This window comes from Pseudoalteromonas denitrificans DSM 6059 (genome assembly GCF_900112265.1).
In the GTDB taxonomy this organism is placed as follows: Bacteria; Pseudomonadota; Gammaproteobacteria; order Enterobacterales; family Alteromonadaceae; genus Pseudoalteromonas; species Pseudoalteromonas denitrificans.
In genome coordinates this window covers 1-25227 of sequence record NZ_FOLO01000003.1, presented here as the reverse complement: position 1 = coordinate 25227, position 25227 = coordinate 1, and the positions used below count along the sequence as shown (strand labels likewise).

Below are 25227 nucleotides of genomic sequence, written 5' to 3'. Positions count from 1 at the left end.
TTATTAGTTTTTTATGTATGAACAATATACAATTTGAAACCGTCCCTAGATTAGATCGAATAACTTATATTGTATGCAATTTATTTTGGGCCGGTATTAAAAATAATTATCTGCTACAGCTTTGTGATGAAAAGGAGATGATGCAAATTTGCATTTAGTTATTGAACTGTTTTTAGAATTGATGGGTTAGCAAATTTTAAACTTTTAGCATATTACATACTGTGTAATAAGTTTCAAAATATATAATAAAAATAGAGAAACAGGTGTTTCTCTATTTAAATATACTAATTATGCTATTTGATTAAAAAGTTCAATTATGACTTTTTCGTCTGCTAGTACGCCAGTTGATGCTTGAGGTAAAATAACATAACAGTTTGCGCGGCTAAGTGATGATAGAATACCCGAACCTTGTTTACCCGTTGAATTTACTTGCCATTCACCTTTATTATTTTGGCTGGCAATGCCCCGTTGAAATTCTAATCTGCCTGGTCGCTTTTTAAAATCGTCAAGTGCGACTGCATTAAGTTGGATCCGAGGTGTAATTTGCTCACCAGACAAAGTTTTAATAAATGGAATAGCGAGTTGATCAAATGTCACGGTTGCTGAAACTGGGTTACCAGGTAAACCAATAAAATAGCTATTTGGTAATTTACCACAGGCAAAAGGCTTACCTGGTTTAATGGCGATTTTCCAAAAGTTAATTTCGCCCATCTGCGTTAAAATTTCTTTTACATAATCGGCCTCACCAACTGACACGCCGCCAGATGATACAACTACGTCCGCTATTTCATTCGCATGCTTGAATGTATCTTTTAGAATTTGTAGGTCATCACTAACGATGCCTAAATCGATAATATCTACAGGTAATTGTCGTAACATGGCAGTTACAGTGTGACGATTAGACTCAAATATCTGTCCAGGTTTTAAGCTACCACCAGGCTCTACTAATTCATCTCCAGTTGATAGCACAGCGACTTTCACTTTTTTATAAACTGAAATTTTATCTATACCCAGAGAAGCTAATAAACCAATATCAGCAGCAACAAGTTTATGGCCAGTTTGCAATACCAAAGCATCACATTTTATATCTTCACCAATATTTCTAATATTAGCACCACTGGCCGCAGGCTTAATAAAAGTAATTTGTTTTTCGGTTGCTTGTGTATTTTCTTGCATAATCACACAATTTGCACCTTTTGGGATCACAGCTCCTGTCATGATGCGGATACATTGGCCTGAACTTAATTCGCCATTAAAAGGTTGGCCCGCAAAAGAATAACCAACTTGCTCTAACGTATCACTATTTGTAAGATCTTCACTTTTAAGGGCATAACCATCCATCGCAGAGTTATTATGGGGAGGTACATTAACTGGAGATGTAATATCTTGCGCTAAAACTCGACCAAAAGCTTGGTTAATTAAAATTGTTTCGTGACTTACTTTTTTTGCACTACATAATAAACGTTTTAATGCGTCATCAAAGGGTAGCATGTAGCCTTGTTGGCTATCACAATCACACGACATGTTTTAGACCTTCTGGGGTATTAAGTTAATGAAATTTTATCGCTAAAAATAAAAGTAGAATATGATTTTAATCAAGCGCTATTAATTCAAACGTTATTTTTTCCAAAATAATTCGAATAAAGCAGGATATTTTTCTTTTAACATTTTAGCCTTGTTCTTAAAACGTTTACCTGAAGGTTCATCGATACCAGATGGTATAAATGGTAGCTCTTCCTCGGTTCTATCTTCATAAATTTGGCCAGCTAACAAATCATATTCATCTAAAAAGGGGTAGGGTTGTTCATCCTTAAAAGGTATTACGTCGTATCCTGCTAGGTTATCAGGGTTCTCTATTGTTTTATTGAAAATGGCCTTACCCCGAGAGATCAACCAAGAACGAAATTCTGAAAAAGCATATTCGGAGTTACAACCACTAATAATAAAAGCTGCAGCCCATAGATCCCAAGTATAGGTTTCACGCATTTTCAGATTGAAATATTTGTCAAAGCAGGCAAGTTCGTCATCGTTCAAATCGTTTAGCTTTAATTTCAAATGTTCAGATATTTCATCAGAACTTTCGTGAAAGTTGGGTGCTTGTACTAAGGTCCAAAATTGATCTTCGGTCATATTAAATTCTGTTGGATTACACTGATATCAATATTATATCCCATAACTCAAAATAAAAAGCCCTCTAATCTAGATAAATTAGAGGGCTTAGAAATATTTTAAATATAGCTATTTATTTAATAAACCACGGCGCTTAAGAAGCGGTTCAATTTTAGGGTCTTGTCCTCTAAAACGTTTATACATGAGAGCAGGGTCTTCTGTACCACCTGGTTCTAATACATGTTTACGATAGCCTTGTGCAGTTGCTTGATCAAATATGCCTTTTTCTTTAAATACTTCCCAAGTATCTGCATCATAAATATTTGACCAGATGTAGCCATAATAACCTGATGAGTAACCGCCTGAGAATATATGCGAGAAGTAAGTAGAACGATATCTAGGGGCAATTTCTTTGATCAAACCAATTTTATCAAGGTATGACTTTTCAAATTTATCAGCATCTTGAAGTTTATCTGTTTCAAGAGAATGCCAGTTCATATCTAGTAGTGCAGCAGCTAAGTACTCAGTTGTAGCAAAACCTTGGTTAAATTGACCTGCGGCCTGAATTTTATTGATCAGAGACATAGGGATCACTTCACCTGTTTTATAGTGTTTAGCGAATTTAGCTAACACTTCAGGTTCCATCATCCAATTTTCCATAACTTGAGATGGATACTCTACGTAATCACGCGGTAATGCAGTACCAGTTTGTGAACGGTAGTAACCATCCGATAATAACCCCTGAATAGCATGTCCAAACTCATGGAATAAAGTAGATGCCTGATCAAAAGTCAATAAAGTAGGTGTATCTCCCACTGGGCGAGGATAATTTAATACGTTATAAATAATAGGTTGAACATCTTCACCAAACATACGATATTGCTTGCGGAAAGAACTCATCCAGGCACCACCACGTTTACTTTCACGCACGTAGTGATCTGTTAAATATAAGCCTACTGAAGAGCCATCTTTATCAAATACTTCAAAAGTACGTACATCTTCATGATATTTAGGAATATCGAAACGTTCAACAAAGGTTACGCCCCAAAGTTTTTCAGCAGTATAAAAAATACCTTGTAATGTACCTTCTAATGAAAAATAAGGTTTAGCTTCAGCAGCATCTAAGTCATAACGATCTTTTCTGATTTTTTCAGCGTAATACCACCAATCCCAAGCCGCTAATTTAAAATTACCACCTTCAGCATCAATCATTTTTTGCATATCAGCAGCTTCAACTTTTGCTTTTGCAAGTGCAGCAGGCCAAACTTGATCTAATAGTTTAAATACATTTTGTGGTGTTTTTGCTGTAGCGTTTTCTAATACATAATCAGCATGGGTTTTGTAGCCTAAAACTTGTGCACGTTGAAAACGTAAAGAGGCGATTTCTGAGGCGAATTTCTTATTATCAAATTCATTATTATTATCACCTCTATGTGTATAACCATTATAAACGGCTTTACGTAAATCACGGTTTTTAGCATACGTTAAAAATGGGTTTTTACTTGGGCGGTGTGTAGTGAATACCCATTTCCCATCATGGCCTCGCTCTTTAGCTGTTTGTGCTGCGGCTGCAATAATATCATCAGGTAAACCCGCTAAGTCAGATTTTTTATCTATCACTAGTTCAAAGTTATTTGTTTCAGCTAATAAGTTTTCACCAAATTTAAGTGACAGTTTGCTAATTTTTTGGTTTAGTTCTCTTAACTCATTTTTACTTTTTTCAGTTAAATTAGCACCACCACGTACAAAGTTTTTATAGGTAATTTCTAATAATGTTTTTTGATCAACTCTTAAAGTGAGAGCCTCTTTATGATCGTAAACCGCTTTTACACGTTTAAATAATTTCTCATTTAAAAGAATATCATCCGTTAACGCTGATAGTTTAGGTGAAAGTATTTTGGAAATTTCACGAATTTCATCACTCGACATTGAGCCTGTTAAGCCATAAAAAACATTGCTTACTTTATTTAATAAAACACCGCTTTTTTCCATCGCTTCTATGGTATTTTCAAAAGTCGGTTTAATCGGTGAATTGGCAATTGCTAATATTTCGGCTTTATTTTCTTTAATGCCTTTGTCAAAAGCAGGAAGATAATGCGCATTTTTTATTTTTTCAAATGGAGCAATGCCAAATGGCGTATCGTATTCGTGAAAAAAAGGGTTGTTTTGCATAGCTTTTTCAGCAGCTACACTTATATCTGTATTATTATTTTCTGTTGTTGTTTGGCATCCGGCCAGGGCAATCGCAAATGCGATTGGTGTTAGCATTTTTTTCATTTGTGTATTCCAATTATTTAATCACAGATATAAAACATGAAAATGTTTAGAAGTGCAAAAAAAAGAGATGAAATTATGCATCTTATTTGTTTCTAAAAGTAACAAAAAACAAAGGCATGATTTAGCGCATAGTTTATTTAATAATTTAAGTATCAGACTCTAATATATTTTTTAATTTTTGGTGAAAATGCTTAGGCAACCAGCGTATCAATAATTGGTAATAATTATTTTGTTTATGGATTTTTTGTAATGCCAACTCTAGCAAATTAATATTTAATTGCCCTTGTTGATTTAAGCTGCATCCAATGTAGCCCTCACTATAGCTAGGAGACTCTTCAAGCTGTAGTGAAATTACTTTTCCCTTTATTCCTAATTTATTCGCAATATATTCATGTTCATCAGGATAGCCTAAAACAATATCAATTCTATTTCGTACTAACATGTGTGTTAATCCCGCTAATACATTCATACCAGGCCTATATATAACTTGTTGAGGATCCGTTTTTTTAATGATGCTATCAATTTTATTGCCGTAAGAACGATTAGGAGCCAATCCGATTATCAATTTATATTTATTTAATAATTTAGAAAAAGAAACTGGTTTATCTATTTTGATATTGAGTGTTTTAATATCAGTTAATCGCATAGCAATAGATAAAGGTAAACCTATGGTTGATGAAGTTGTCGTAAATAACATATTTTTACTTCGTTGTGGTGTTTTATAAAGTGACAAGGTGCAGTAGTTTTGCTTTGGATCTGATAATTCATGAATAACACGACTTCCGGGAAAGTTTATGTAATTAAACTTATGATGTGGTAACTTTTTTTGCAATAAATGTATGATCCCCTCATCTCGCCCTAAACCTTCACCATATTCATTTATGATGTAATAAGGAGGAAAGTCATAAACAATCCAATTGATTTCATTTGCAGCTGCAAAAGTTGAATGTAATAAAAAGCCGTAAAAAAAAATCTTTCTAATCAAAATTTGACTCAAAAAATAAAGGGCTATTTAAATATAGTTTGTAGCATAAGTTTTAACCGAGAAAGACAGAATAATTTATTTAAATAATTATTCTCAGTTAAATCGACTCCCACAAATTAAATATAATGAGTGCTGTAGGAGTCACCATAGCTGATACGTTCTCTAAGATTTCTCTCGTGGTAATTTGGCACTTATAAAGACAAAACATAAGATGACGATAAAAGTAAAACTATTTGCCCCAGCCTGTAGAGAATAATCAACTGTTGAATGTAATAACATATGTAAAATAGCAACCGCAGCACCAAAAGAGACCCCTTGGTAAAGTGGTGTTTTACGTTTTACCATAGTTCTTAATGATGTAAGCAATGCTCCTAACACTAGAGCCCCTAATAACAATGTAGTGGGAACACCAAACTCTACAGCAAACTGTATATAATCGTTATGAGCATTATCATAGTAACCGGAATAAGGTTCTGGTTGATATTGAGGAAACGCAGAATAAAAAGTGCCTCCTCCTGTGCCAAGCAATAAATGCGCTTTAATAATAGGAACGGAATCTCGAACAACTTCATCACGAGTCTCTGATTTTAAGCTTGTTTCAACGAGTCTATCTCTTACTTTATCAACACCAAATAAAGCACCTACAATTATTAAATCCATAATAAAAAAGCTGATTATTAATAATCGTAAATTTTTAGGTTTACGATTATAAAAAAAGAACGCAAAAATACTTACAGCAGCAAAAGACATAAAAAAAGCTGAATTCCCCATACGTGAACGTGTCAGTATAAGCGCAATTATCATGAGAATTAGTGAGGCTCGTAATAACATTTTAGAACTTAAAATAACGGTCAATAACCCTTTTGTTTTCTCTCTTATATTTTTACCTGAACCTGTTAACGAGAGTTGACTGATTAAAACCCCAATACCAATAGATAAACACATTGCTAAATAATTTGCTAAAAAGTTTGAATAAGTAAAAGAGCCTATAGCACGTTGTGTAAAGCGGTAGTTAAAAATAGGGCTTATGGTGTCTGGATTCAAGTTTAAATAGGTTGCATAAATTGCTTGAAATAATCCTCCTGCTACGATTGCATAACACATTATTTTTAAATTTTTTGAATTATTGCAGTAACTAAAAATAAGCCAGCTTAATAAAAACATCGTAATTGTTTTCATTAAAGTTATTTTCGTTTGCATAGGATCGATAGAAATACTTGAGATCAAACCAAAAGCGTTTAACTTTCCTATACTTGGTATCAATTGAACGATTAATATTGAAATTACAGCTATTAATGGCACTAACAGCCAAGTGCTATAGCTCGGGGGAAATAAAGGTTTCTTATTTTTAAATACTAAAAATAAGTGAAATAAAAAGAGAGTACTAATGGCAAAACTAAATAAAAATATTGCCCAAGGTCTATAGCTACCCAAAGGAATAGGTAACCAAAATAATAAAAAACACAAGGCAGCAAAAATAAATGCTTTCAAATTTTATTCCATTTACAAAAAATTAAGATATAAAAAAACCCCATGTAGGGGTTTTTATTTTAAAGTAATACTTTTAAATATTACTTTAGTATTTAAATAATATTAAGGCGTAACTTCAGAAATACCAGTACCTCCGCCTCCGCCGCCAGAACCGCTGCTATTGCCACCAGAATTGTTATTTCCTGCTCCAGCATTATTATTGGCATTATTGTTATTGGCTTGTTGGCCATTATCGTTTGCGTTGTTATTTGCATTATTGTTATTTGCATTGTTGCTATTATTGCCAGCTGCAGTTGGCTGTGAAGCAATAACAGGGTCAACATTGCTTGCAACTGCAACAGCCGTTACCGTGTCTGCAGCAATACCTGCATTAGCAGCAGCGTTCAATACGCCTTGCACCGCATCTGAGGCTGGTCCAACAGCAGAAATTGCAGTTGCAAGTACACTTTCAGCTGCTGCTGAACCTGCACCTGCAATTGAAATAGCTGCAGCAACAATGCCTTGTGCTAATTCAGGGTTATCTTGAATTGCTTTTTCAACAGCTTGTTCAAGCGTAAGTCCTTGTGCTAGAGCATTATCTACAGCAGTTTGAGCTGGTGTTGTATCAGCAGCAAAAGCAGGAGTTGCAATAACAGTTGCGCCAACAGATGCAAGTAGCATGCTAGCTATCGTAAGTTTTTTCATGGGTTTTCCTTGTTAACCATGTTTAAGTTAGATCATAAGCCAATTCTAAATTAAAAGTATGAGATTGGCTATTGTTTTTTTTGTGGTTTATCGTAATTTTATGCGGAGATTGCAAGTACTTACCTTGATAAGCACCAATTGATAAATCTAATATTTTTTCGAACGTTTCTTCATTTTCGATATGACACGCAATAACAGTAATGCCTAACCCTTGGCATATTTGATTTACGGCATGAATAAAATAATTGTTATCTGGGTTACTAATTAAATCTCGGGTATAACTGCCATCCAATTTGACATAATCAACATTTAAACCTCTTAGATATTTAAATGAAGATAAGTTGGATCCAAAGCGTTCAATACACACCTTAATATCATGCTGTTTTAATAGTGCTATCACTTCTTTTGCAGAATCAATGTCATTGAGTAAACTTGACTCATTAATTTCAAACACGATATTCTCAAATGTTTCTTTATTAAGAGGAATGTAATTTTCCAACCAGCTTAAAAACTCCTCATCATGAAGAGATTGATCACTTAAATTAATGGCAAACCTTTGGTCTTGATAATGTTTTTTAAGATTAGTGAAAGCCATTATTAATTTTTTATCAAGCGCCGAGGTTAAATCTAAGCGTTCTGCCATAGCAAAAAATTGGCCATTATTAATGCTTTCATTATTATGGGTAAAATGGGTAAATAATTCGGAATATAATGGTAAAGGTTTATCTTTTAATACTACAGGTTGAAATGAAAAAGCAATATCACCGCTGCTTATAATATCATTAATTAACATTTTCCATTCTTGTAAACCCAAAGCCGGTGCTTTGTATTCATTAAAAGCATCCGCAGAAGAGACAAGCGCCTTGTGTTGTGTTGACAAGGTATCTAAGCGAGATAATAAATCGCCTGTATTATCTTTTTTATTATAGGAACACATAACAAGTTTAGCAAAACCATTACTATATCTATTTGAATTAAATGCATTTAATTTCTTTTGTGCGTTTTCAATGTTTTTAATACATAAATCAAGAGATACTGGGAAAGTAACAATAAAACAACCGCCGGCAATTCGGTAAAATTGTGTACCTTGGATATTACTTAACCATAATTTTATTATTTTCACTGCTTTTAAAATATATTCGTCACCATCTTTATACCCTAATTCTAAATTGATATTTTGCAGTGAAGGTAAAGTAATTAAAACTATGCTTGCTTGCGTTATTCTTCTTTCGTCAAAATGGCTGTGTAATTGGTTTTCAAAAGCCCTACGGTTGCCCATTTGACTTAAATTATCTTTATAGGCTTCTTTAGTTAAAATTTCGGTATGATCTGTCATAGATATAAATGTTTTTTGAACATTTTTAACCATGCTATTAATAGCAGAAGTGACAAGTCTTAACTCTTTTGTAATAGGCGTGCGTTTATTATAAATAAACTGTTTTTTTGTTATTGCATTTGCTTGCTCTGTCACTATGTAGAGGGGCCTAAGCACTGCTTTTATAATGATATACGCAACTAATAAGCTCGCAACTAATGTAAACAATAAGCCAGAAAGGGCATTTAAACTATAATTCCAAAGCTGTAAGTAGCTCACTCCTGGGTGGCTTGTAACATGAAGCGTACCAGCGATTGTCCAGCCGCTACTCACTTCAGAATTTCTAGTAGGAGGAGAAAGCGGAAATAAATCAATAAACCACTGAGGTACACCTTCTATTGTTGAAGGATGGTTCATACTCAATAAGTTTTTATTTTCAGGCGATACTAATACCATAGACGCATAATAACCTGAGTCAAAAATGGCCGCCATCATGGTTTCGGCTATAACGATATTTTCTTCACCTAAATAAGGAGATATAGATAAACCTAAACTGGTTGCCGCATCTTGCGCGTGAATACCCATTTGTTCATTTAAATAATTACGAGTATGGTCAACACTCATAATTAAACTGCTAAAAAATGACATTAATGCTAAAAAAAAGACTAATCCGTAAAGTTGTGTTTTTAAGCTAATACCTGAGGAGTGTGTTGAACTAGTTTCGTACATATGAATCCTGTTTATTTTCTAATCCATGAAAATTATTAAGCTCGCCTTCCTCTATGCGTTGTACTAAGCTTGTCCAAGCCGATATACCACGAGAATTCTTAACTTTTTTACCCATGCCTTTTGCTTTTGCCATCCATAAACCATTACCATTAAAACTATAAATGGGCCGTAAATCTCGGCGGGCACTTGCAACTTGTATTTTACGGTCATAATTATCTAATACAAGCGGAATTTTACCAGGCGCTTCAAAATAAATTAAAACCATGTGAGGTTCATTAACAGTTAATTGCCTCACATACATAAGCCTAAGCTTGTTTTCGGGGACTCCTAAAGCGACTAAAGAAAAAAACTTCGCAATTGCAAAGTCTTCACAGTCACCTTTACCTCGGCCTAAAGTTTCAACAGGGCTTGCCCAATAATCTTTTTTACCCCAAAGCGATAAATCATTTAAATATGAGACTTGATTATTAATAAAGGTATTTACTTTATTTAATTGATTCCATTGTGAGTCATTTTTACTCGACTCTAATAACTTTAGCCACTTTTCAGTTCTGGCAAACCCAGTATCACCGTAAACCGTTTTTACACGTTTAAGTAATTTAGGTTCATCAAACGAATCAAATAATTTTGTTGCTATAACAAAAAATGAACACAATAAGCACATCAATATATAAAATTTTTGCAATGTAATACCTAGTAGATTCATATAGTAGGAACAAATAAAAGCATACAAGAGTAAGCATAAGATGTTTGATACGTTTTATCTATATTTTGTAACCTTTTAGCTATATAAATTATTAAACTGGTACAAAACAAACTATTTATTAATCAAGTTGTATTTCTAATAAGGAATAAAACTCAGAAATGCTTAATTTTATATCTAAAATAGCTTTGGTCATGTAAAAAATATTTGTAGGTGAGACTTCAGTCTTACTTTTATATTTTAAAAATGCGCAGCCCATTTACTCATAAAGGAAATTAACCTTCAAAAATTGATAACTTGTAAACAGAAATATAGACCCTTATCTGTAGGTGAGACTTCAGTCTTACATTTATATTTTAAAAACGCGCAGCTTATTTACTCATAAAAGAAATTAACCTTCAAAAATTGATAACTTGTAAACAGAAATATAGACCCTTACCTGTAGGTGAGACTTCAGTCTTACTTTTATATTTTAAAAATGTGCAGCCCATTTACTCATAAAGGAAATTAACCTTCAAAAATTGATAACTTGTAAACAGAAATATAGACCCTTATCTGTAGGTGAGACTTCAGTCTTACATTTATATTTTAAAAACGCGCAGCTTATTTACTCATAAAAGGAAGTTACCCCTCAAAAAATGATAACTTGTAAAACAAAAATATAAATCCTTATTTGTAGGTGAGACTTCAGTCTTACTATTTCTCTAAAATAATAATTGTCTTTAAAGGGCATTCAACACACCAAAACCCCCATAACAAAACAAAAAACATCCTCATAAAAAATGACTATACATTTTAGTTGCCATATATATCAAGTCTCTATATAATCCGCCGCGCATTGATGCAAATCTCGAATTATGAATAAGGAAGTTACTACACTAGTGTTTTCTTGTTGTGCTATTGTAGAAATTAGGAAGATAAAATGAAGATTAAAAAAGCTGTAATTCCTGTCGCAGGTTTAGGCACTCGCATGCTACCCGCAACAAAAGCCATTCCAAAAGAAATGTTACCCATTGTTGATAAACCTATGATCCAATATGTGGTCAACGAAGCAATATCAGCAGGCATAAAAGAAATTGTGTTAGTAACACATGCATCAAAAAACTCGATTGAAAATCACTTTGATACTAGTTTTGAGCTTGAAGCGACATTAGAAGCCCGTGTTAAACGTAGCCTACTTGATGAAATACGTGCGATAGTACCTAAAGACGTGACTGTTATCTCTGTTCGTCAATCAGCGCCTTTAGGGTTAGGGCATGCGGTATTAGCTGCAAGGCCAATTGTAGGCGATAATGCATTTGCAATTTTATTACCTGATGTAATCGTGGATCAGTACCACTCTAACCTAAAAACTGACAACCTTGCACAAATGATCACCCGCTTTGAAGAAACAAGTTTTAACCAAATTATGGTAGAACCTGTACCACACGAGAAAGTAGATCAATATGGTGTAGTAGATTTAAATAATCAAACAACGCAACCCGGTGACAGCTTAGTTGTAAAAGATATGGTTGAAAAGCCTGCTGTAGATGAGGCGCCCAGTAATTTAGCAATTACTGGGCGTTACGTATTATCTGAAAACATTTGGGATTTATTAGAATTTACACCCCCAGGAGCTGGCGGCGAAATTCAACTTACCGACACACTACATCAATTACGATTACTTGAAACAATAGAAGCTTACCATATAAAAGGTAAGTCACACGATTGTGGATCAAAATTGGGCTATATGATGGCAAACGTAGAATACGGTATGCAATGTGGCCGCCTTGGTGAAGAGTTTAAAGCAAACCTACTAAGCTTTTTAGCGATTGAAAACGCCAAGGAAGCATCAAAAAGCAAACTACCTGTAGAAAGTTAAAAAGGATATAAATCGCTATAGTTCAAATAACTAGGTGATAACATAGTTAGAAGTTTATCTCCTAATAACTAGCACAGAAAAGCATTGTCATTTATTTTTATCAAAATCATGTTTCTCTATGTAGAATAAAACGTCTCGGCGTTCTCGGTGGTTCATTAATTTTAAATCACCATAAATATTAATTAATAAAGGTTTACAAAATGAAAGTTACAATCGCAGGAACAGGCTACGTAGGCCTATCAAATGCAGTATTGCTTGCGCAACATAATGAAGTTGTAGCTTTTGATATAATGCAAGACAAAGTAAACCTTATTAACGATAAAATATCACCAATTTCAGATGTTGAAATAGAAGATTATTTACAAACTAAACAATTAAACTTAACAGCTACTACAGATAAACAACAAGCATTTAAAAATGCTGATTATGTGATCATAGCAACACCAACGGATTACGATGAGATAAACAATAAATTTAATACTTCATCTGTTGAAGCTGTAATAAAAGACGTAAATGAAATAAACCCAACAGCGGTAATGATAATAAAATCAACAGTACCAGTTGGCTTTACAAAAAAAATAAAACAAAAATTATGCTGTAGTAATATTATATTTTCACCAGAATTTTTACGTGAAGGCAAAGCGCTTTACGATAACCTTCACCCATCACGCATCATAGTGGGTGAAAAATCAGAGCGCGCACAACAATTTGCTAATTTATTAGCACAAGGTGCTATCAAAAAAGACATAGAAATATTACTAACAGATTCAACAGAAGCAGAGGCGGTTAAATTATTTTCAAATACATATTTGGCAATGCGTGTTTCATATTTTAATGAGTTAGATACATACGCTGAATCACATGGTTTAGATACAAAGCAGATCATCGAAGGTGTAGGACTAGACCCGCGTATAGGTAATCATTACAACAACCCATCATTTGGCTATGGTGGTTACTGTTTACCAAAAGATACAAAACAATTGCGTGCAAACTTTGAAGATGTACCAAATACATTAGTTAATTCAATTGTTGAATCAAACACTGTTCGTAAAGACCATATCGCATTTTCAATTATTAACAAACAACCTAAAGTGGTTGGTATATACCGTTTAATAATGAAAACAGGATCAGACAATTTTAGAGCGTCATCAATTCAAGGCATTATGAAGCGCATAAAAGCCAAAGGCATTGAAGTTGTAATATATGAACCAGTATTAAAAGAAGAAAGTTTCTTTAATTCTAAAGTAATCACAGATTTTGAAGAATTTAAACAAATGTCTGATGTGATCGTATCAAACCGAATGGAAGAAGCTTTAGAAGATGTGCTTGATAAAGTTTATACACGTGACTTGTTTGGTAGTGACTAATGACCTCTGAACTGTTGCGATTTAAGAATACTGGTACAAATTTAATAACTGACCATAAAGAAACGAAAACTTCGTTTTTGAAAGTCTTTTTTATGTGTTTGGTTATTTTTGAAAGTGACGGTTTAATTACCAAGTTAGTAGGGTTTGATACAGTTATTGGGGCTTGGTTATTTGCATTCTCAATGATTTGTTTTTTATTTTTATCATTACTAAGATTAGCTAAAGATAAAAATTTTTGTGAAATCAAAAGTTTTTATTATCCTTTAGTTGCATTTACCGTTTTTTTTATTGTTTCTTTTATATCGGGAAATTTTATATTTGTTAAGCCAATGAAAGATTGGCTACCCTCTCTTTATGTTTTTGCCCCTATCTTCGTTTTTTATTTTTTATATTTTTTTAAATATACAAGTAAAGAAGTTATTTGGTCATTTATTTGGGTTGCAATATTAATATCACTGCTACTAATAACGGATCGCATTAGTAATTTATCATTTCTAGATGAATATCAGAGACGCTCTGCTTTTTTTGCATTAGACGTTAGGAGAATTGTACTTCTTAAAAATGAAGTTATTTTTGGTTTTGTAGCTGTTATGAGTCTTTTAATTATCGGAAATCGTAGTAAAAAAGAAAACCAAGCTTTATTACTTATTGCTGGCTTATTATTTTTAGTGCAAGCATTTGTAATGGAAAGCCGCATGGGGTTCCTTGCAATGGGTGTAGCGACTATTACCTTAATGTGTATAAAAGGCTTAACAAAAAAAGTTTTTAGGTTATATGTTGTAGGTCTTATAGCTGTTGTATTTGTTTTTCCGATTGTATTTGCAAAGCAGATAGAAAGTTTAGGTAATATGTCAATGCATGATTCGGAAAGTAATATTTCCATACGTTTTGAAACTGTTGAGCATTTTTACCACACATATATAGAAAGTGAAGGGTTTGGTATTGGATCTATGTCTTCAAATGGTCAAATAAATAACATTTTAAATTCAGAAGAACATAATAATATTGTTGATGCAGGTGCTTATTCTTCTTTATTTCAGTTTGGACCTTTAGGTTTATTAATCTGGATATTGTTTACATATCAATGCTTGAAAACGTATTTGATGTACTTTAAAAAAAATGAAAAGACAGATCCTCACTCTGCTTCAGTATTTGCTTTTTTGATGTCTTTTACACTATCACTATTACCTATTAGTTTTTTTACAGCTTCTTGGTGTATCGCAATTGGTGGTGTATTGTTATATTTTATGTGGTTATTTCGAACTGAAATGATGAATAGCTAAATGTTTATTGTTAGATCCGGAATAAAATAGATGTCTACAAGTTTCATTAAAAATACAAGTAAATTACTTGCAGGTAATGCTATAGGTCAATTAATAGGTATTATAGCAATACCTATTATTACTCGACTTTATAGTGTTGAAGTTTACGGTGAGTTTTCATCTTTACTTGCGATAAGCCTTATTCTGGCAACGCTCTCTACGCTAAGTCTGCACTTAGCCATTTTAATTCCAAAAAGTGAAGCAGAAGCCTCTAAAATATTTAAACTTTCCTTATCGCTTACTTATATTTTTTGTTTGTTTATTAGTATTGTCCTTTACTTTTTTAATGAACAGGTTGTCTCTTTGTTAAACATTAAATCTAACTCACTCATTGTCTATTCAATCCCTGTGTTAGTTTTATTACAAAGTCTTTATGTCACCATTACTTACTTAGGTGTTCGCGTTAAGGTTTTTGGTCAAGTTAGTACATCAAAAGTAATAGAAGGAATATCTGATCGAGGTATTGCAATATTAAGTGGTTTTAGTGGTTTCGTTTTTGTTGGTAATTTAATTTTAGCGAGAGTAGCTTCAAGTGTGCTCGCTATCATGTATTTACTACCAACACTAAAACGCTTCCAAGGCTATAAAAAAACAGCCATATCTAATGGCTTTATTGTTACTAAATATAAACGTTACCTGCAATACAATACCCCCTCAATGCTGTTAATTAATAGCATGTTGCAGTTACCCGTTATCATTATTGCCGCTTATTTTTCGTCAGTTGCAGCGGGGTTGTTTGCCATAGCTAATCGATTAGTGAATATACCGGTTACAGCGCTTGGTAGTGCAATATCTAAAACCTTTATGCAAAAAATAGCTGAAGATAAAGCGAATGATGATATGGGCAAAATAAAGAAGAACACCGATGTTTTTTTTACCATATTAGTTGCTTTTTTATTAATCCCTTTTTCGGTTTTAGCAGTAATAGGTGACTCTTTCTTTGTTATTGCATTGGGTGAAAAGTGGGCCGACGCAGGTGTTTTAGCCAGTTTTTTATCATATTTTGCTATGACCACATTGCTGGTACAAGCGTTTGGTGGTTTATTTGACGTGATGAATAAACAATATATTCGCTTAATTTTTCATGTTGTTAATTTTATCGTTCGCATTGGCACGTTACTGCTTTGTATCTACTTAGATTACGAGTTAGCTAAAACAGTGCTTATATATGCCATTGCTGCCACATTGATGAATGTTGTTGCTATGGGGCTATTATTAAGGTGTGTACAGCAATTGCAATCGCTTATCTTTTCACTTTTTAGCAATATAATACCATTTATTTTGTTCCACGGTTTAGCTGCAATTGTTATGTGTTATCTTGAGAGTATTCTTGTGACTTACTCTTTAATTACCGTACTTGCAATTTTATGGTTCTTTATGATTGGTGGTATGAGAAAACTTAAACAGTTCAGGAAATAATTGCTGAACATGCGTTTAATTATAAATTTATGGGTGTTAAATTTTGTCATTAAAAAGTAATTTAAAGCTGGCTTTACAGAAATCTCCTTTGATATGGGGCGTATATTACCGTACTAAGACTGAAATATTACGAGTCGTTAAGCTTCGTTACTATTTGTACGATATATCACAAAACTATAAAGCTATGCATTGGAGTGTAGCCAAAACAAAAAGATCAATTATTAGTGCTGAGCTGCTATTTCAATATCATAAATTAGAGAAAGGATTAGTGATGCCTGGTCCTAAGAGGCTTTTTGGCTTAGCACCTGCTCGAGCAACAATGGCACTGATTAGTAAGTGGCAACGTACCGAAATTGTTGATGAAAAAGACGCTATTTATCGCGGTGCAGTTGGAACATTGCAAAGTTATTACGATCGAATTGTTGATTTTAAGCTAGATGAAAACAACGTTATAACTGATGAATTAAGTGACTTTTTAGCAACACATAGCTGTGAAAGAACAGCATACAACACGCCTTGTCAAATAATGCAGCTTGATGCTACAGAAGCGAATTATAGTGAGCAGTTTTCATTATTAATGAATGCACGGCGCAGTGTGAGAACTTTTTCAGATGAGCCAGTTGCTAGTGACGTAATTAAGAATGTTGTGCGTATCAGCCAATTATCACCATCAGCATGTAATAGACAACCAGTTAAAGTAACGATAGTAAACGATCCTGAAATGAAGAAAAAATTACTTTCTCATCAAAATGGAAATACGGGCTTTGGACATTTGGCACCACACATTGCAGTTATAACTACTGATGCAAGTTGTTTTTTTGGCGTAACCGAACGGCATGAACCTTATGTTGATGGTGGCTTATTTTCAATGAGTTTTATTTTAGCCTTAAAATCACACAACATAAGCTCTTGTTGCTTGAATTGGTGTGTAAAACCTAAAACCGATAAAGCCGCTCATAAGTTGTTGGGGCTAGATCCATCGTTACGCATTATTATGTTAATTGCTATAGGTTATGCACCAGAAAAAACGCCAGTACCTAGATCACCGCGCCGTGATTTAGACGATGTTTTAAATATTATATAACTAAAACATCAAGTGGTTATTTATAAAGGAATTATTTTAGAGGTTACTATGAAAAATATTGGCATTGTTAATTACCATTACTCAAATCACAACTATGGCGCTGTATTACAAGCGGCAGCTCTACATTGTTATGTGAATAAAGAACTAGGTTATCAATCAGAGCACATTAACTTTATGCCTAAAGGCGTTAAAGTAAAGTGGCAAGCAAAATTAAAAAGCCAAGTTAAAGCTACCTTGATGGACTTAGGCTTAAAAGAAAAAAAAATAACCCATAACTCTTTTGTTAACCCAGAAATATTTCAAGAATTTAGAGATCAGTGGCTGCCTACAAGTGCTAAAACGTTCCATACTTTTGATGAACTTAGCCAAGCTGATTTACCTTATAGCCATGCCATTGTTGGAAGTGATCAAGTATGGCGTCCGTCATATACCGGTAATTCTTCTTTAGTTTACTTTTTAGCCTTTTTAAATGCAGGTGTTAAAAAGATCTCTTATGCGGCCAGTTTTGGTAATGACTACTGGGAACTCGGTGCAGAAGATACCGCTAAAATAGCCTCCGAAATTAAATCTTTTGATGCTATTTCAGTGCGTGAAAGCTCAGGTGTTGATATTTGTAACAATACCTTTGCAGTAAATGCCGAGCATGTATTAGACCCAACCTTATTAGTGGGTCGTGGTTTATTTGATGACATCATTGGTGATAAACCTTCAGATGATGCTGCCGATATTGTTTACTACAAATTAGATATTAATAGTGATTTTGAATCCTTTATTAACAATGCTTCGGCAAGCTTAAACTTTACTGAGAAGAATATATATTACTATTCAAAGGGCCGATCTAATTACTACAGATCAGTTGATAGTTGGTTACGCAACATCAGAGAAAGTAAACTAGTGATCACAGATTCATTTCACTGTGTTTGTTTTGCTATTTTATTTGAAGTGCCATTTGTATATTACCCTAACGACAACAGAGGCCTAACTCGACTAGAAAGCTTACTTTCGTTACTAGACCTAACACACCATATTTATCGTGGTGATGTTAACCCTGTGGAGTTAACTAAAGAGCTAATGAAAATAGATTATGTACAGGTAAATAAAAAACTGGTTGAACTTAGAAGCTCGTCAGTTAAATTTTTGGCTGACGCATTAGCGTAATTTACGACTTTTCTAAGGGCCACCTACACCAATGAACGATATACAAATAACTTTTATTATTAAAGCATTAAACGAAGAAAACAATATTGCTGCCTGTATTGAGTCGTGCATACGAGAAGCTCAACCCTATCTTAGTGAAATCATTTTAGTTGATGCATTATCAACAGATAATACTATTAGAATTGCAAAGCAATACCCTATCCGTATAGTACAGTTTTTGGATGCAAATGATATTGGGTGCGGAGCAACTGCTCAACTTGGATATCAACACGCGACAGGTAAATATATTTTTTTAATTGATGGAGATATGGAGGTTTGTGACGGTTTTTTAGATCATGCGCTAAAATTTTTAGATGAAAACCTAGAAATTGCAGGCGTTGGTGGCAAGCTATTAGATACTCAGATTTTTAGTGCAGAAGATCAAAGAAGAGCAGATTCATATCAAAAGTTACAAGAGTTGGAGTTTGTTTCTCACCTAGGTGGTGGAGGTGTGTATCGTAAGTCATCCATTGAAAGTGTAAGATATTTTTCCCACAGAGGTTTAAAAGCATTTGAAGAGGCTGAGTTGGGTTTAAGGCTTAGTTGTAAAGGCTTGAAATTAGCCCGTATTAGTAAAGATGCTGTTTTGCATACAGGGCATTCAGAAACTGGTCTACAACGATTAAAACGGCAATGGAGAAACGGTAGATTAGCTGCACATGGTACATTTATAAGAGGAGCTTTAAGGAAAAAATGGTGGCTTCAATGCTTTAAACAAATGTGGTTTGTTTTTGCACCACTATTTATTAACTTATTAATAATCTCATTCTTAGTTATTTCGTCTGTTTTTGTTGATTTTACGGTTCTCCATTCAATTGTGTTTTTTATAACTTCTTGGTTAGGAGTTCTTTTTTTACTAACTATAAAGAGGGGGAATCTCAATGTGGCAGCTTTTTCGATTATTACATGGCATGCAGCTCTTGTTGCAGCCATTTTCTCTTTCAGAAAAAAAGTAAAAAGTCCTTATTCAAAAATTGAAAGTTGTGAACTTTTTTCACCAACTGATTTTAATAATATTTCATAAATTATCGTTTTTATAAATTTAACCTAAGGGGTTGATATGATGCTTAAAGATTTGGGGTGGTTTATCCTAAAAGATAACCCCATTATAAATTTATGGGTTAAATACTTCGTAAGTTTTGATAAGCTTGAGACAAAAAAGCTTGACTCTTTTATGAGGTTTTCCTCAAAAAATAAATTTTATGCTAATCATAAAACAGAGTTTATTGGTAAAGAAGATATAAGAGCTGGGTTTGATGATTTGACAGGAAGCTATAAATACCCTTGCACAACCGGTTTTACGAGCGGAACAACTAATACGCCGTTAAAATTAAAACGTAGTCTAAAGTCAATAATCTATGATGAAGCTTGTTTAAAAAAACATTGGTATGAGCAAGGGGCACCTTTAATGCCTAGGATTGCAATACTCCGTGGAGATGTCATTGAACAAAAAGACATAGAGAATTCGATTTACTGGAAAGAGACCAAATTGACCAGAAGATTAAGTATGTCTTCTTTTCATTTATCTGCTAATACTATCCAGTGTTATTTGGAAAAATTAGAAAATTTCAAACCTGATATTATTTTAGCTTACCCAAGTTCCATTGCTGCATTTTCAAAGTTAGTAGCCCAACTCAATTGGAAACCGAATTGGCATATGACCGGTGTATTTACTAGTGGTGAACATGCCAACTCTGCAGATAGAGCAATTACTGAAAGAGTTTTCTCTAATGTTTTCGACCATTATGGTGCAGCAGAAAGGGTTGCTCGTTTACAACAGTGTAAATATGGAAATTATCATATTAAGAATGGTTATTCCAAAGTAGAATTCTTAGAAGTAGATGGGAAGTTCGAAATTATCGGTACTGCTTATCATAACAGAGCGATGCCATTAGTGAATTATAGGACAGGTGATTATATCAACGAATTGCCATGTGATGAACAATGCCAATGCGGATTAAACTCCTCTTATGTGAAAGCAATTGAAGGTAGAGAGACAGGGGTTATTGTGTCTCCATCAGGCAGGACTTTTCCTTTTGCCGGGTTGTGTCAAATTGTTTGGCAAGTTATTGGTTTATCAGAAGCACAGTATGTACAAAGGTCTGCAGATGAAATCTTGATAAGATATAGTACACTCGATGGCTGCGCATCAAGTGAATTAGAAGAAAAATTCCATCTGTCTGTAATCCATAACTTAGGTAATGAGTTTAAGATAAGTTTTGAGTATATGAGCAAAATTCCTAGAAATAAATCAGGGAAATTAAGTCCTGTGGTAGTTGAATATGTATGAGGTTATTGTGTACGGACCTGATATAAAAGGACGTGGTGGTATAGCGACGGTAATTCAAACCTATATTAGCTCTGCTGATGCCGAATTTAATTTTAACACCATTAATAGCTATACCACAGGGCAGGGCAAAAAGAATTTAATCATTTTTTTTATATCATTATTCATGCTCGTAGGAATGTTAATCTTTAGAAGGCCACAATTGGTTTATATACATACAGCCTCAAGAGGAAGTTTTTTTAGAAAGTCATTAGTTGTTTTATGTTGCCGAATTTTTCGTTTACCTGTGATATTACATCTCCATGGTGGAGGTTTTAAAGAGTTTTATCATGGGTTCTCTTCATTCACTCAACGCTATATTAGATTCATCATTCGAACGTCATCTTCTTTTGTTGTCCTTTCTGCAGGCTGGAAAGATTGGTTTTTGAACGAAGTTGACAATTTTACCAATATTAGGGTGATCAACAATGGGGTTAAAGAGTCACAAGAGTTATCAATATCTAAAGATGATAAGAAAATTATATTTGCAGGGAGACTCGTTAGAGGGAAGGGTCTGGAAGACTTATTTCAAGCGCTGTTAAAATTAAAAACTGGTGGTTTCGATTTGCACCTTGTGGTTGCAGGTGATGGTAATGTCTCAGAATACCAACATTTAGCTGTGAAATTGGGAATTGAAGCGAATGTAACATTTTCTGGATGGGTTAACCGGAAAGAATTAGACATACTGATGGGCAGTGCAAGGTGTTTAGTGCTACCAAGTTATGCTGAAGGTATGCCAATGTGCATCTTGGAAGCTTTTGCAAATAAAATACCCGTTGTCGCAACAACGGTTGGTGCGATACCAGAAATGCTTAAGCATGGGGTTGATGGATATTTATATTCCCCCGGTGATATTGAACAACTTAGTCACTTCCTTAAAATATATGCTGAAGATAAAGAGTCTGCGATAAAAGACGGCCTTTCAGGTTTCAAAAAATACTCAGAACAATATTCTGAGACGGTTTTTATTAATGAGACCAATCAAGCAATATACGATGCTTTAAATAACAATTAATTAGTTTGTTAAACGACTTTTGCTAGTACCAAAAGTTACGGAGTCTGTATGAAAAGAAGTAAAGTGTTAGCGTTATCTTCTCCCGGTGGTCATTGGGTGCAGTTGTGTCGGTTAATTCCCGCTTTTAAAGCAAATGATGTTGTTTATGCCTGTACTTATAATAAAGCGTCAGAATTATCTGAAGATGATAATTACTATGTTATTGGTGATATCAGTAGAGATTCAATACAACGAATTTTTTCGGTTATTTCAGGAATAGTTAAAATTTTAAAGAAAGAAAAACCAACGGTTATTATTACCACGGGTGCACTGCCTGGTTTAATTACAATTTTGTTAGGTAGACTGTTCGGTATTAAAACCATTTGGTTAGACAGTATTGCTAATTCCGAAAAAATATCTATGTCGGGAAAGATTGCTTCCTATCTAGCACATAATTGTTTTACTCAGTGGGAAAATTTAGCGGGTGAACGTATCAAGTATGTAGGACGAGTAATATGATTTTAGTGACAGTAGGTACACAAATTCCTTTTGACCGACTTATTACTTTAGTTGATGAATGGGTAAGTGAGTCGGGTACTAAACAAGAAGTGATCGCTCAAGTTGGCAGTTCAGTTTATAGTTCTAAAAACATAACTATTTTTCAATCAGTAGAGCCAGAGCAATTTGAAACCTATATAAATGATTGTGACTTTATCATTTCACATGCTGGTATGGGCTCTATTTTAACTGCGTTACGAGTGAAAAAACCGATTGTTATTTTTCCTCGTAAGGCCGCATTGGGCGAGCATAGAAATGATCATCAGTTAGCAACAGCACGCTCTTTTGCAAACGTTGATGGTGTTTATGCGGTTCATGATAAAGAAGAGTTGTTTGCCTTACTTTCTAAAAGTTCAACGTTAGGTGGTGGTGTTTTAAAAGACTCTGATGATTATAAAATGCTACTTTCCAATGTGAAAAATATACTAGTAAGCTAATAATCAACCAGTTTTTTGGGTTTTTATGACTTGAATTATCTTCTTTAGTGATAGTTATATCGTCAAAGCATACCACTCGTTGGCTGACCTTTGATGCTTTAGAGTGTTTTCCGCTTTATACCGCCCAATTTGAAAGCAAGACTGGATTAAGTAAAGCCTTATTTGTAACAAATTAAATTAACGACACTCGAATATTGTAAAGTAGGTAAGAATTAATGTTAACAGTTGATAAAAAAATGAAGCCATCGCGTCTGGTGACGTTAGAAATAGGTAGGGGAGTTGCTGCGTTACTGGTCTGCATGTTTCATTTTGGTTCAGGGTATGGAGATAAATACTTTGAAGCATCATGGTCTGGGAACGTATTTAGTGGCGGAAGGGCCGGAGTACAATACTTTTTTGTATTAAGTGGCTTCATCATATACTGGATACATAACTCAGATTTCGGTCGTGTTGGTAGTTTAAAGGTTTTTTTACGAAAAAGGTTTGAGCGATTATACCCTATTTATTGGTTTATCCTTATACCAATCTTAGTAATGATGTTTCTTGTACCTAGCTTAGGGGCCGATAAAAATTTAACTTTGTTGAAAGTCATCTGTGATTTTTTATTACTGCCCAGTGAAGGAACGTCTGTCATTCCTCCAACATGGACTCTACATCGTGAAATATTATTTTACGGTCTTTTTGCCTTTACTATCTTTAAGCCCAAAGTTGGATGGCCGCTTATTTTTGTATGGCAACTATTATGTTTAACTAATGGTCTTTTCAACTTTACTGTAAGTGATTATAGAAACTGGCAAAATGTTATATTTGGCGATCAAAATATTGGGTTCGGCCTTGGAATGATTGCAGCTTTCATACTTTTAAACTACCCAATTAAAAAGTTGAATTCGCTATTTATTTCAGCCTTGGGGTTTACCGGTTTTTTTGTTTTAATTGCAAGTGACGGTTATCTTTCTATTATGAATATTAATGAATACGAAATGGGAATATCATCTATCTATACAGTTGGTTATTTACTCACTCCATTTCTTCTTATTCTGGGGTTAGTTAATTTGGAACAGCACGTACGTATAAAAATTCCTACTATTTTAACCACCTTTGGTGGCGCATCTTATGTGATGTATCTAATGCACCTATCTATTGGCTCTGTTGTGTACAAAGTATTATCAACATCATATTTAAAACCATACTTCGGGATCACTTCTGCTTTCGTTGTGGCTACGATTGTGGTTGTTGTAATATCAATGATTATTCATGTGGTTATAGAAAAAAGATTACTAGTACTAATACGAAGTATTAAATACAAATCACCATCTAAAAGTGTATTAGAGTAAGCACACAATCGAATCTATGCCGCTAATATTGATTATGTAAAAACTAACGTTATTTAGTGATAGTTATATCGTCAAAGTATAATGTTCTTTGGCTGACTTTTGATTGATTTGAATTGTTTTTCCAACCTTTATATAAGCCTATCTTAAAGTAAGGGCCTAGATTGTCATTAAAGCAGTTAGGCCCTTGATGTGAAATCACTTGCTTGTTATCTTTCCATACTTCGATGAGGCCATTATTAAGGTGTGACCAAATGATGTGAAATTTCCATGTGGACCACTGGGCTACTTTATAAGCACCTAGTGCTAACTCTCGAGGTAAGCGACTGGGGAAATGCAACTAGCCTAGTTTAATATTCCAAGGTAACAGGTGCTCAACATTGTTAGGGTTTTTAGCTAGTTCATCTAAACAAGTATTCAAATAACTATCAACTAACAAGTTATTGGCTTCGGTGTTAAGCGCGATAATAGTTTATTAAAGCATGTTGATGTAGCTAAAGCATCATTAGTAAATGCACTTGATATTTCAATGGAAAAAATACAGAAGCGCTCACTGATATTCTTAGTAATAATATCCCTGTATTTTACTGCGATCATCATAGAACGGGTGCTATTCCTGAATCAGATAAGCTAACTATTTTAGTCGATACATCTCCTGAGGTGTGTACTAGTTTATTGATAAATAACAAGCTAAATAATAAATTTATACATTGGGCTATTGCAGCCACGGCTAGCGCATTTTAATCCCAGATTCTAGCAGGGTTGAGCGATAATCATCGTCTAGCCCTGCCATTTTCTTTTTCCTCGCCATACTAGCTGACTTGGTTGTATCTTGTTTGAATAGTGCCATAGCTATCTTTCGCATTACATTAAATACAAGCGGACCTTGCTTTTTACGTATTCTCGATTCATCTTCTCTAAAGGTCATATCTAGCATCCAATGCATACTTTCAACTTGCCAGTGGCTACGTACCGCATTGAGTGCTTGCTCTGCATTTTGGTCTAATGAACTAATATACCAGCGTGTTTCTGTCGTAT

General features: G+C 34.0%; 22 protein-coding genes. 12 read left to right on the top strand and 10 right to left on the bottom strand.

The window, feature by feature from the left end; all coding sequences use genetic code 11:
• Positions 1 to 288 precede the first annotated feature (288 nt).
• From moeA to BM088_RS02755, 8 genes are all read right to left on the bottom strand, one after another.
• Positions 289 to 1524: a molybdopterin molybdotransferase MoeA gene (gene moeA / locus BM088_RS02790; RefSeq protein ID WP_091979723.1), complete on the bottom strand. Its 1236-nt coding sequence runs from the start codon at positions 1522 to 1524 to the stop codon at positions 289 to 291.
• Between the two features lie 93 nt (positions 1525 to 1617).
• Positions 1618 to 2130, bottom strand: coding sequence for a DUF4240 domain-containing protein (locus BM088_RS02785; protein ID WP_091979721.1), 513 nt, complete (start codon positions 2128 to 2130; stop codon positions 1618 to 1620).
• Positions 2131 to 2238: 108 nt separating this feature from the next.
• Positions 2239 to 4386 (bottom strand): M3 family metallopeptidase, encoded by a 2148-nt coding sequence (locus tag BM088_RS02780; RefSeq protein WP_091979719.1) that lies wholly within the window; start codon positions 4384 to 4386, stop codon positions 2239 to 2241.
• 145 nt (positions 4387 to 4531) lie between these two features.
• Positions 4532 to 5371 (bottom strand): TIGR02285 family protein, encoded by an 840-nt coding sequence (locus tag BM088_RS02775; protein WP_177207932.1) that lies wholly within the window; start codon positions 5369 to 5371, stop codon positions 4532 to 4534.
• Between the two features lie 162 nt (positions 5372 to 5533).
• A complete protein-coding gene (locus BM088_RS02770) occupies positions 5534 to 6862 on the bottom strand; it encodes an O-antigen ligase family protein (protein WP_091979715.1) in 1329 nt (442 codons plus the stop codon).
• Positions 6863 to 6964: 102 nt separating this feature from the next.
• Positions 6965 to 7546, bottom strand: a complete 582-nt coding sequence (locus tag BM088_RS26955) for a hypothetical protein (RefSeq protein WP_143085028.1) — start codon at positions 7544 to 7546, stop codon at positions 6965 to 6967.
• 22 nt (positions 7547 to 7568) lie between these two features.
• Positions 7569 to 9590 carry a bifunctional diguanylate cyclase/phosphodiesterase gene (locus BM088_RS02760; RefSeq protein ID WP_091979713.1) on the bottom strand — a complete coding sequence of 674 codons (2022 nt, stop codon included), beginning with the start codon at positions 9588 to 9590 and terminating at the stop codon, positions 7569 to 7571.
• The gene (locus BM088_RS02755) at positions 9577 to 10275 is read right to left on the bottom strand and encodes a transglutaminase-like cysteine peptidase (protein WP_245763738.1); all 699 of its coding nucleotides are present in this window, start codon (positions 10273 to 10275) and stop codon (positions 9577 to 9579) included. The genes BM088_RS02760 and BM088_RS02755 overlap by 14 nt, the downstream gene beginning before the upstream one ends.
• Before the next feature lie 940 nt (positions 10276 to 11215).
• On the opposite strand from BM088_RS02755, the gene galU reads away from it, so the two are divergent.
• From galU to BM088_RS02695, 12 genes are all read left to right on the top strand, one after another.
• Positions 11216 to 12154, top strand: a complete 939-nt coding sequence (gene galU, locus BM088_RS02750) for a UTP--glucose-1-phosphate uridylyltransferase GalU (protein WP_091979710.1) — start codon at positions 11216 to 11218, stop codon at positions 12152 to 12154.
• Positions 12155 to 12354: 200 nt separating this feature from the next.
• Complete coding sequence (locus BM088_RS02745) at positions 12355 to 13521, top strand: nucleotide sugar dehydrogenase (protein ID WP_091979708.1); 1167 nt, start codon at positions 12355 to 12357, stop codon at positions 13519 to 13521.
• 92 nt (positions 13522 to 13613) lie between these two features.
• Positions 13614 to 14804, top strand: a complete 1191-nt coding sequence (locus BM088_RS02740; RefSeq protein ID WP_177207931.1) for an O-antigen ligase family protein — start codon at positions 13614 to 13616, stop codon at positions 14802 to 14804.
• Between the two features lie 30 nt (positions 14805 to 14834).
• On the top strand, positions 14835 to 16262 hold the full coding sequence (locus tag BM088_RS02735; protein ID WP_091979703.1) for a lipopolysaccharide biosynthesis protein: 1428 nt from the start codon (positions 14835 to 14837) through the stop codon (positions 16260 to 16262).
• A 43-nt stretch (positions 16263 to 16305) separates the two neighbouring features.
• Positions 16306 to 17346, top strand: coding sequence for a nitroreductase family protein (locus tag BM088_RS02730; RefSeq protein ID WP_091979701.1), 1041 nt, complete (start codon positions 16306 to 16308; stop codon positions 17344 to 17346).
• Positions 17347 to 17394: 48 nt separating this feature from the next.
• Positions 17395 to 18504, top strand: a complete 1110-nt coding sequence (locus tag BM088_RS02725; RefSeq protein ID WP_091979699.1) for a polysaccharide pyruvyl transferase family protein — start codon at positions 17395 to 17397, stop codon at positions 18502 to 18504.
• A 31-nt stretch (positions 18505 to 18535) separates the two neighbouring features.
• Positions 18536 to 19567, top strand: a complete 1032-nt coding sequence (locus BM088_RS02720; protein ID WP_091979697.1) for a glycosyltransferase family 2 protein — start codon at positions 18536 to 18538, stop codon at positions 19565 to 19567.
• 36 nt (positions 19568 to 19603) lie between these two features.
• Entirely contained in the window at positions 19604 to 20833 is a 1230-nt protein-coding gene (locus BM088_RS02715; RefSeq protein ID WP_091979695.1) for a phenylacetate--CoA ligase family protein, read from the top strand.
• A gap of 7 nt (positions 20834 to 20840) precedes the next feature.
• Positions 20841 to 21884, top strand: coding sequence for a glycosyltransferase family 4 protein (locus BM088_RS02710; RefSeq protein WP_177207930.1), 1044 nt, complete (start codon positions 20841 to 20843; stop codon positions 21882 to 21884).
• Positions 21885 to 21932: 48 nt separating this feature from the next.
• Positions 21933 to 22382, top strand: a complete 450-nt coding sequence (locus tag BM088_RS02705) for a glycosyltransferase family protein (protein WP_091979692.1) — start codon at positions 21933 to 21935, stop codon at positions 22380 to 22382.
• Entirely contained in the window at positions 22379 to 22858 is a 480-nt protein-coding gene (locus tag BM088_RS02700; RefSeq protein WP_091979690.1) for a glycosyltransferase, read from the top strand. Before BM088_RS02705 ends, BM088_RS02700 begins: the two co-directional genes overlap by 4 nt.
• A 215-nt stretch (positions 22859 to 23073) precedes the next feature.
• Complete coding sequence (locus BM088_RS02695; protein WP_091979688.1) at positions 23074 to 24192, top strand: acyltransferase family protein; 1119 nt, start codon at positions 23074 to 23076, stop codon at positions 24190 to 24192.
• 49 nt (positions 24193 to 24241) lie between these two features.
• On the opposite strand, the gene BM088_RS28045 is transcribed toward BM088_RS02695, so the two are convergent.
• The gene (locus tag BM088_RS28045) at positions 24242 to 24529 is read right to left on the bottom strand and encodes a heparin lyase I family protein (protein ID WP_091979686.1); all 288 of its coding nucleotides are present in this window, start codon (positions 24527 to 24529) and stop codon (positions 24242 to 24244) included.
• Between the two features lie 390 nt (positions 24530 to 24919).
• The coding region (locus tag BM088_RS02680) for an ISAs1 family transposase (protein WP_143085027.1) at positions 24920 to 25227 on the bottom strand (308 nt) is incomplete at its 5' end.

Excerpts from the sequence above, each read along its gene's own strand:
- moeA (WP_091979723.1), bottom strand. The coding sequence starts at position 1,524 with ATGTCGTGTGATTGTGATAGCCAACAAGGCTACATGCTACCCTTTGAT.
- BM088_RS02785 (WP_091979721.1), bottom strand. The coding sequence starts at position 2,130 with ATGACCGAAGATCAATTTTGGACCTTAGTACAAGCACCCAACTTTCAC.
- BM088_RS02780 (WP_091979719.1), bottom strand. The coding sequence starts at position 4,386 with ATGAAAAAAATGCTAACACCAATCGCATTTGCGATTGCCCTGGCCGGA.
- BM088_RS26955 (WP_143085028.1), bottom strand. The coding sequence starts at position 7,546 with ATGAAAAAACTTACGATAGCTAGCATGCTACTTGCATCTGTTGGCGCA.
- BM088_RS02760 (WP_091979713.1), bottom strand. The coding sequence starts at position 9,590 with ATGTACGAAACTAGTTCAACACACTCCTCAGGTATTAGCTTAAAAACA.
- galU (WP_091979710.1), top strand. The coding sequence starts at position 11,216 with ATGAAGATTAAAAAAGCTGTAATTCCTGTCGCAGGTTTAGGCACTCGC.
- BM088_RS02745 (WP_091979708.1), top strand. The coding sequence starts at position 12,355 with ATGAAAGTTACAATCGCAGGAACAGGCTACGTAGGCCTATCAAATGCA.
- BM088_RS02740 (WP_177207931.1), top strand. The coding sequence starts at position 13,614 with ATGTGTTTGGTTATTTTTGAAAGTGACGGTTTAATTACCAAGTTAGTA.
- BM088_RS02735 (WP_091979703.1), top strand. The coding sequence starts at position 14,835 with ATGTCTACAAGTTTCATTAAAAATACAAGTAAATTACTTGCAGGTAAT.
- BM088_RS02725 (WP_091979699.1), top strand. The coding sequence starts at position 17,395 with ATGAAAAATATTGGCATTGTTAATTACCATTACTCAAATCACAACTAT.
- BM088_RS02720 (WP_091979697.1), top strand. The coding sequence starts at position 18,536 with ATGAACGATATACAAATAACTTTTATTATTAAAGCATTAAACGAAGAA.
- BM088_RS02715 (WP_091979695.1), top strand. The coding sequence starts at position 19,604 with ATGATGCTTAAAGATTTGGGGTGGTTTATCCTAAAAGATAACCCCATT.
- BM088_RS02705 (WP_091979692.1), top strand. The coding sequence starts at position 21,933 with ATGAAAAGAAGTAAAGTGTTAGCGTTATCTTCTCCCGGTGGTCATTGG.
- BM088_RS02700 (WP_091979690.1), top strand. The coding sequence starts at position 22,379 with ATGATTTTAGTGACAGTAGGTACACAAATTCCTTTTGACCGACTTATT.
- BM088_RS02695 (WP_091979688.1), top strand. The coding sequence starts at position 23,074 with ATGTTAACAGTTGATAAAAAAATGAAGCCATCGCGTCTGGTGACGTTA.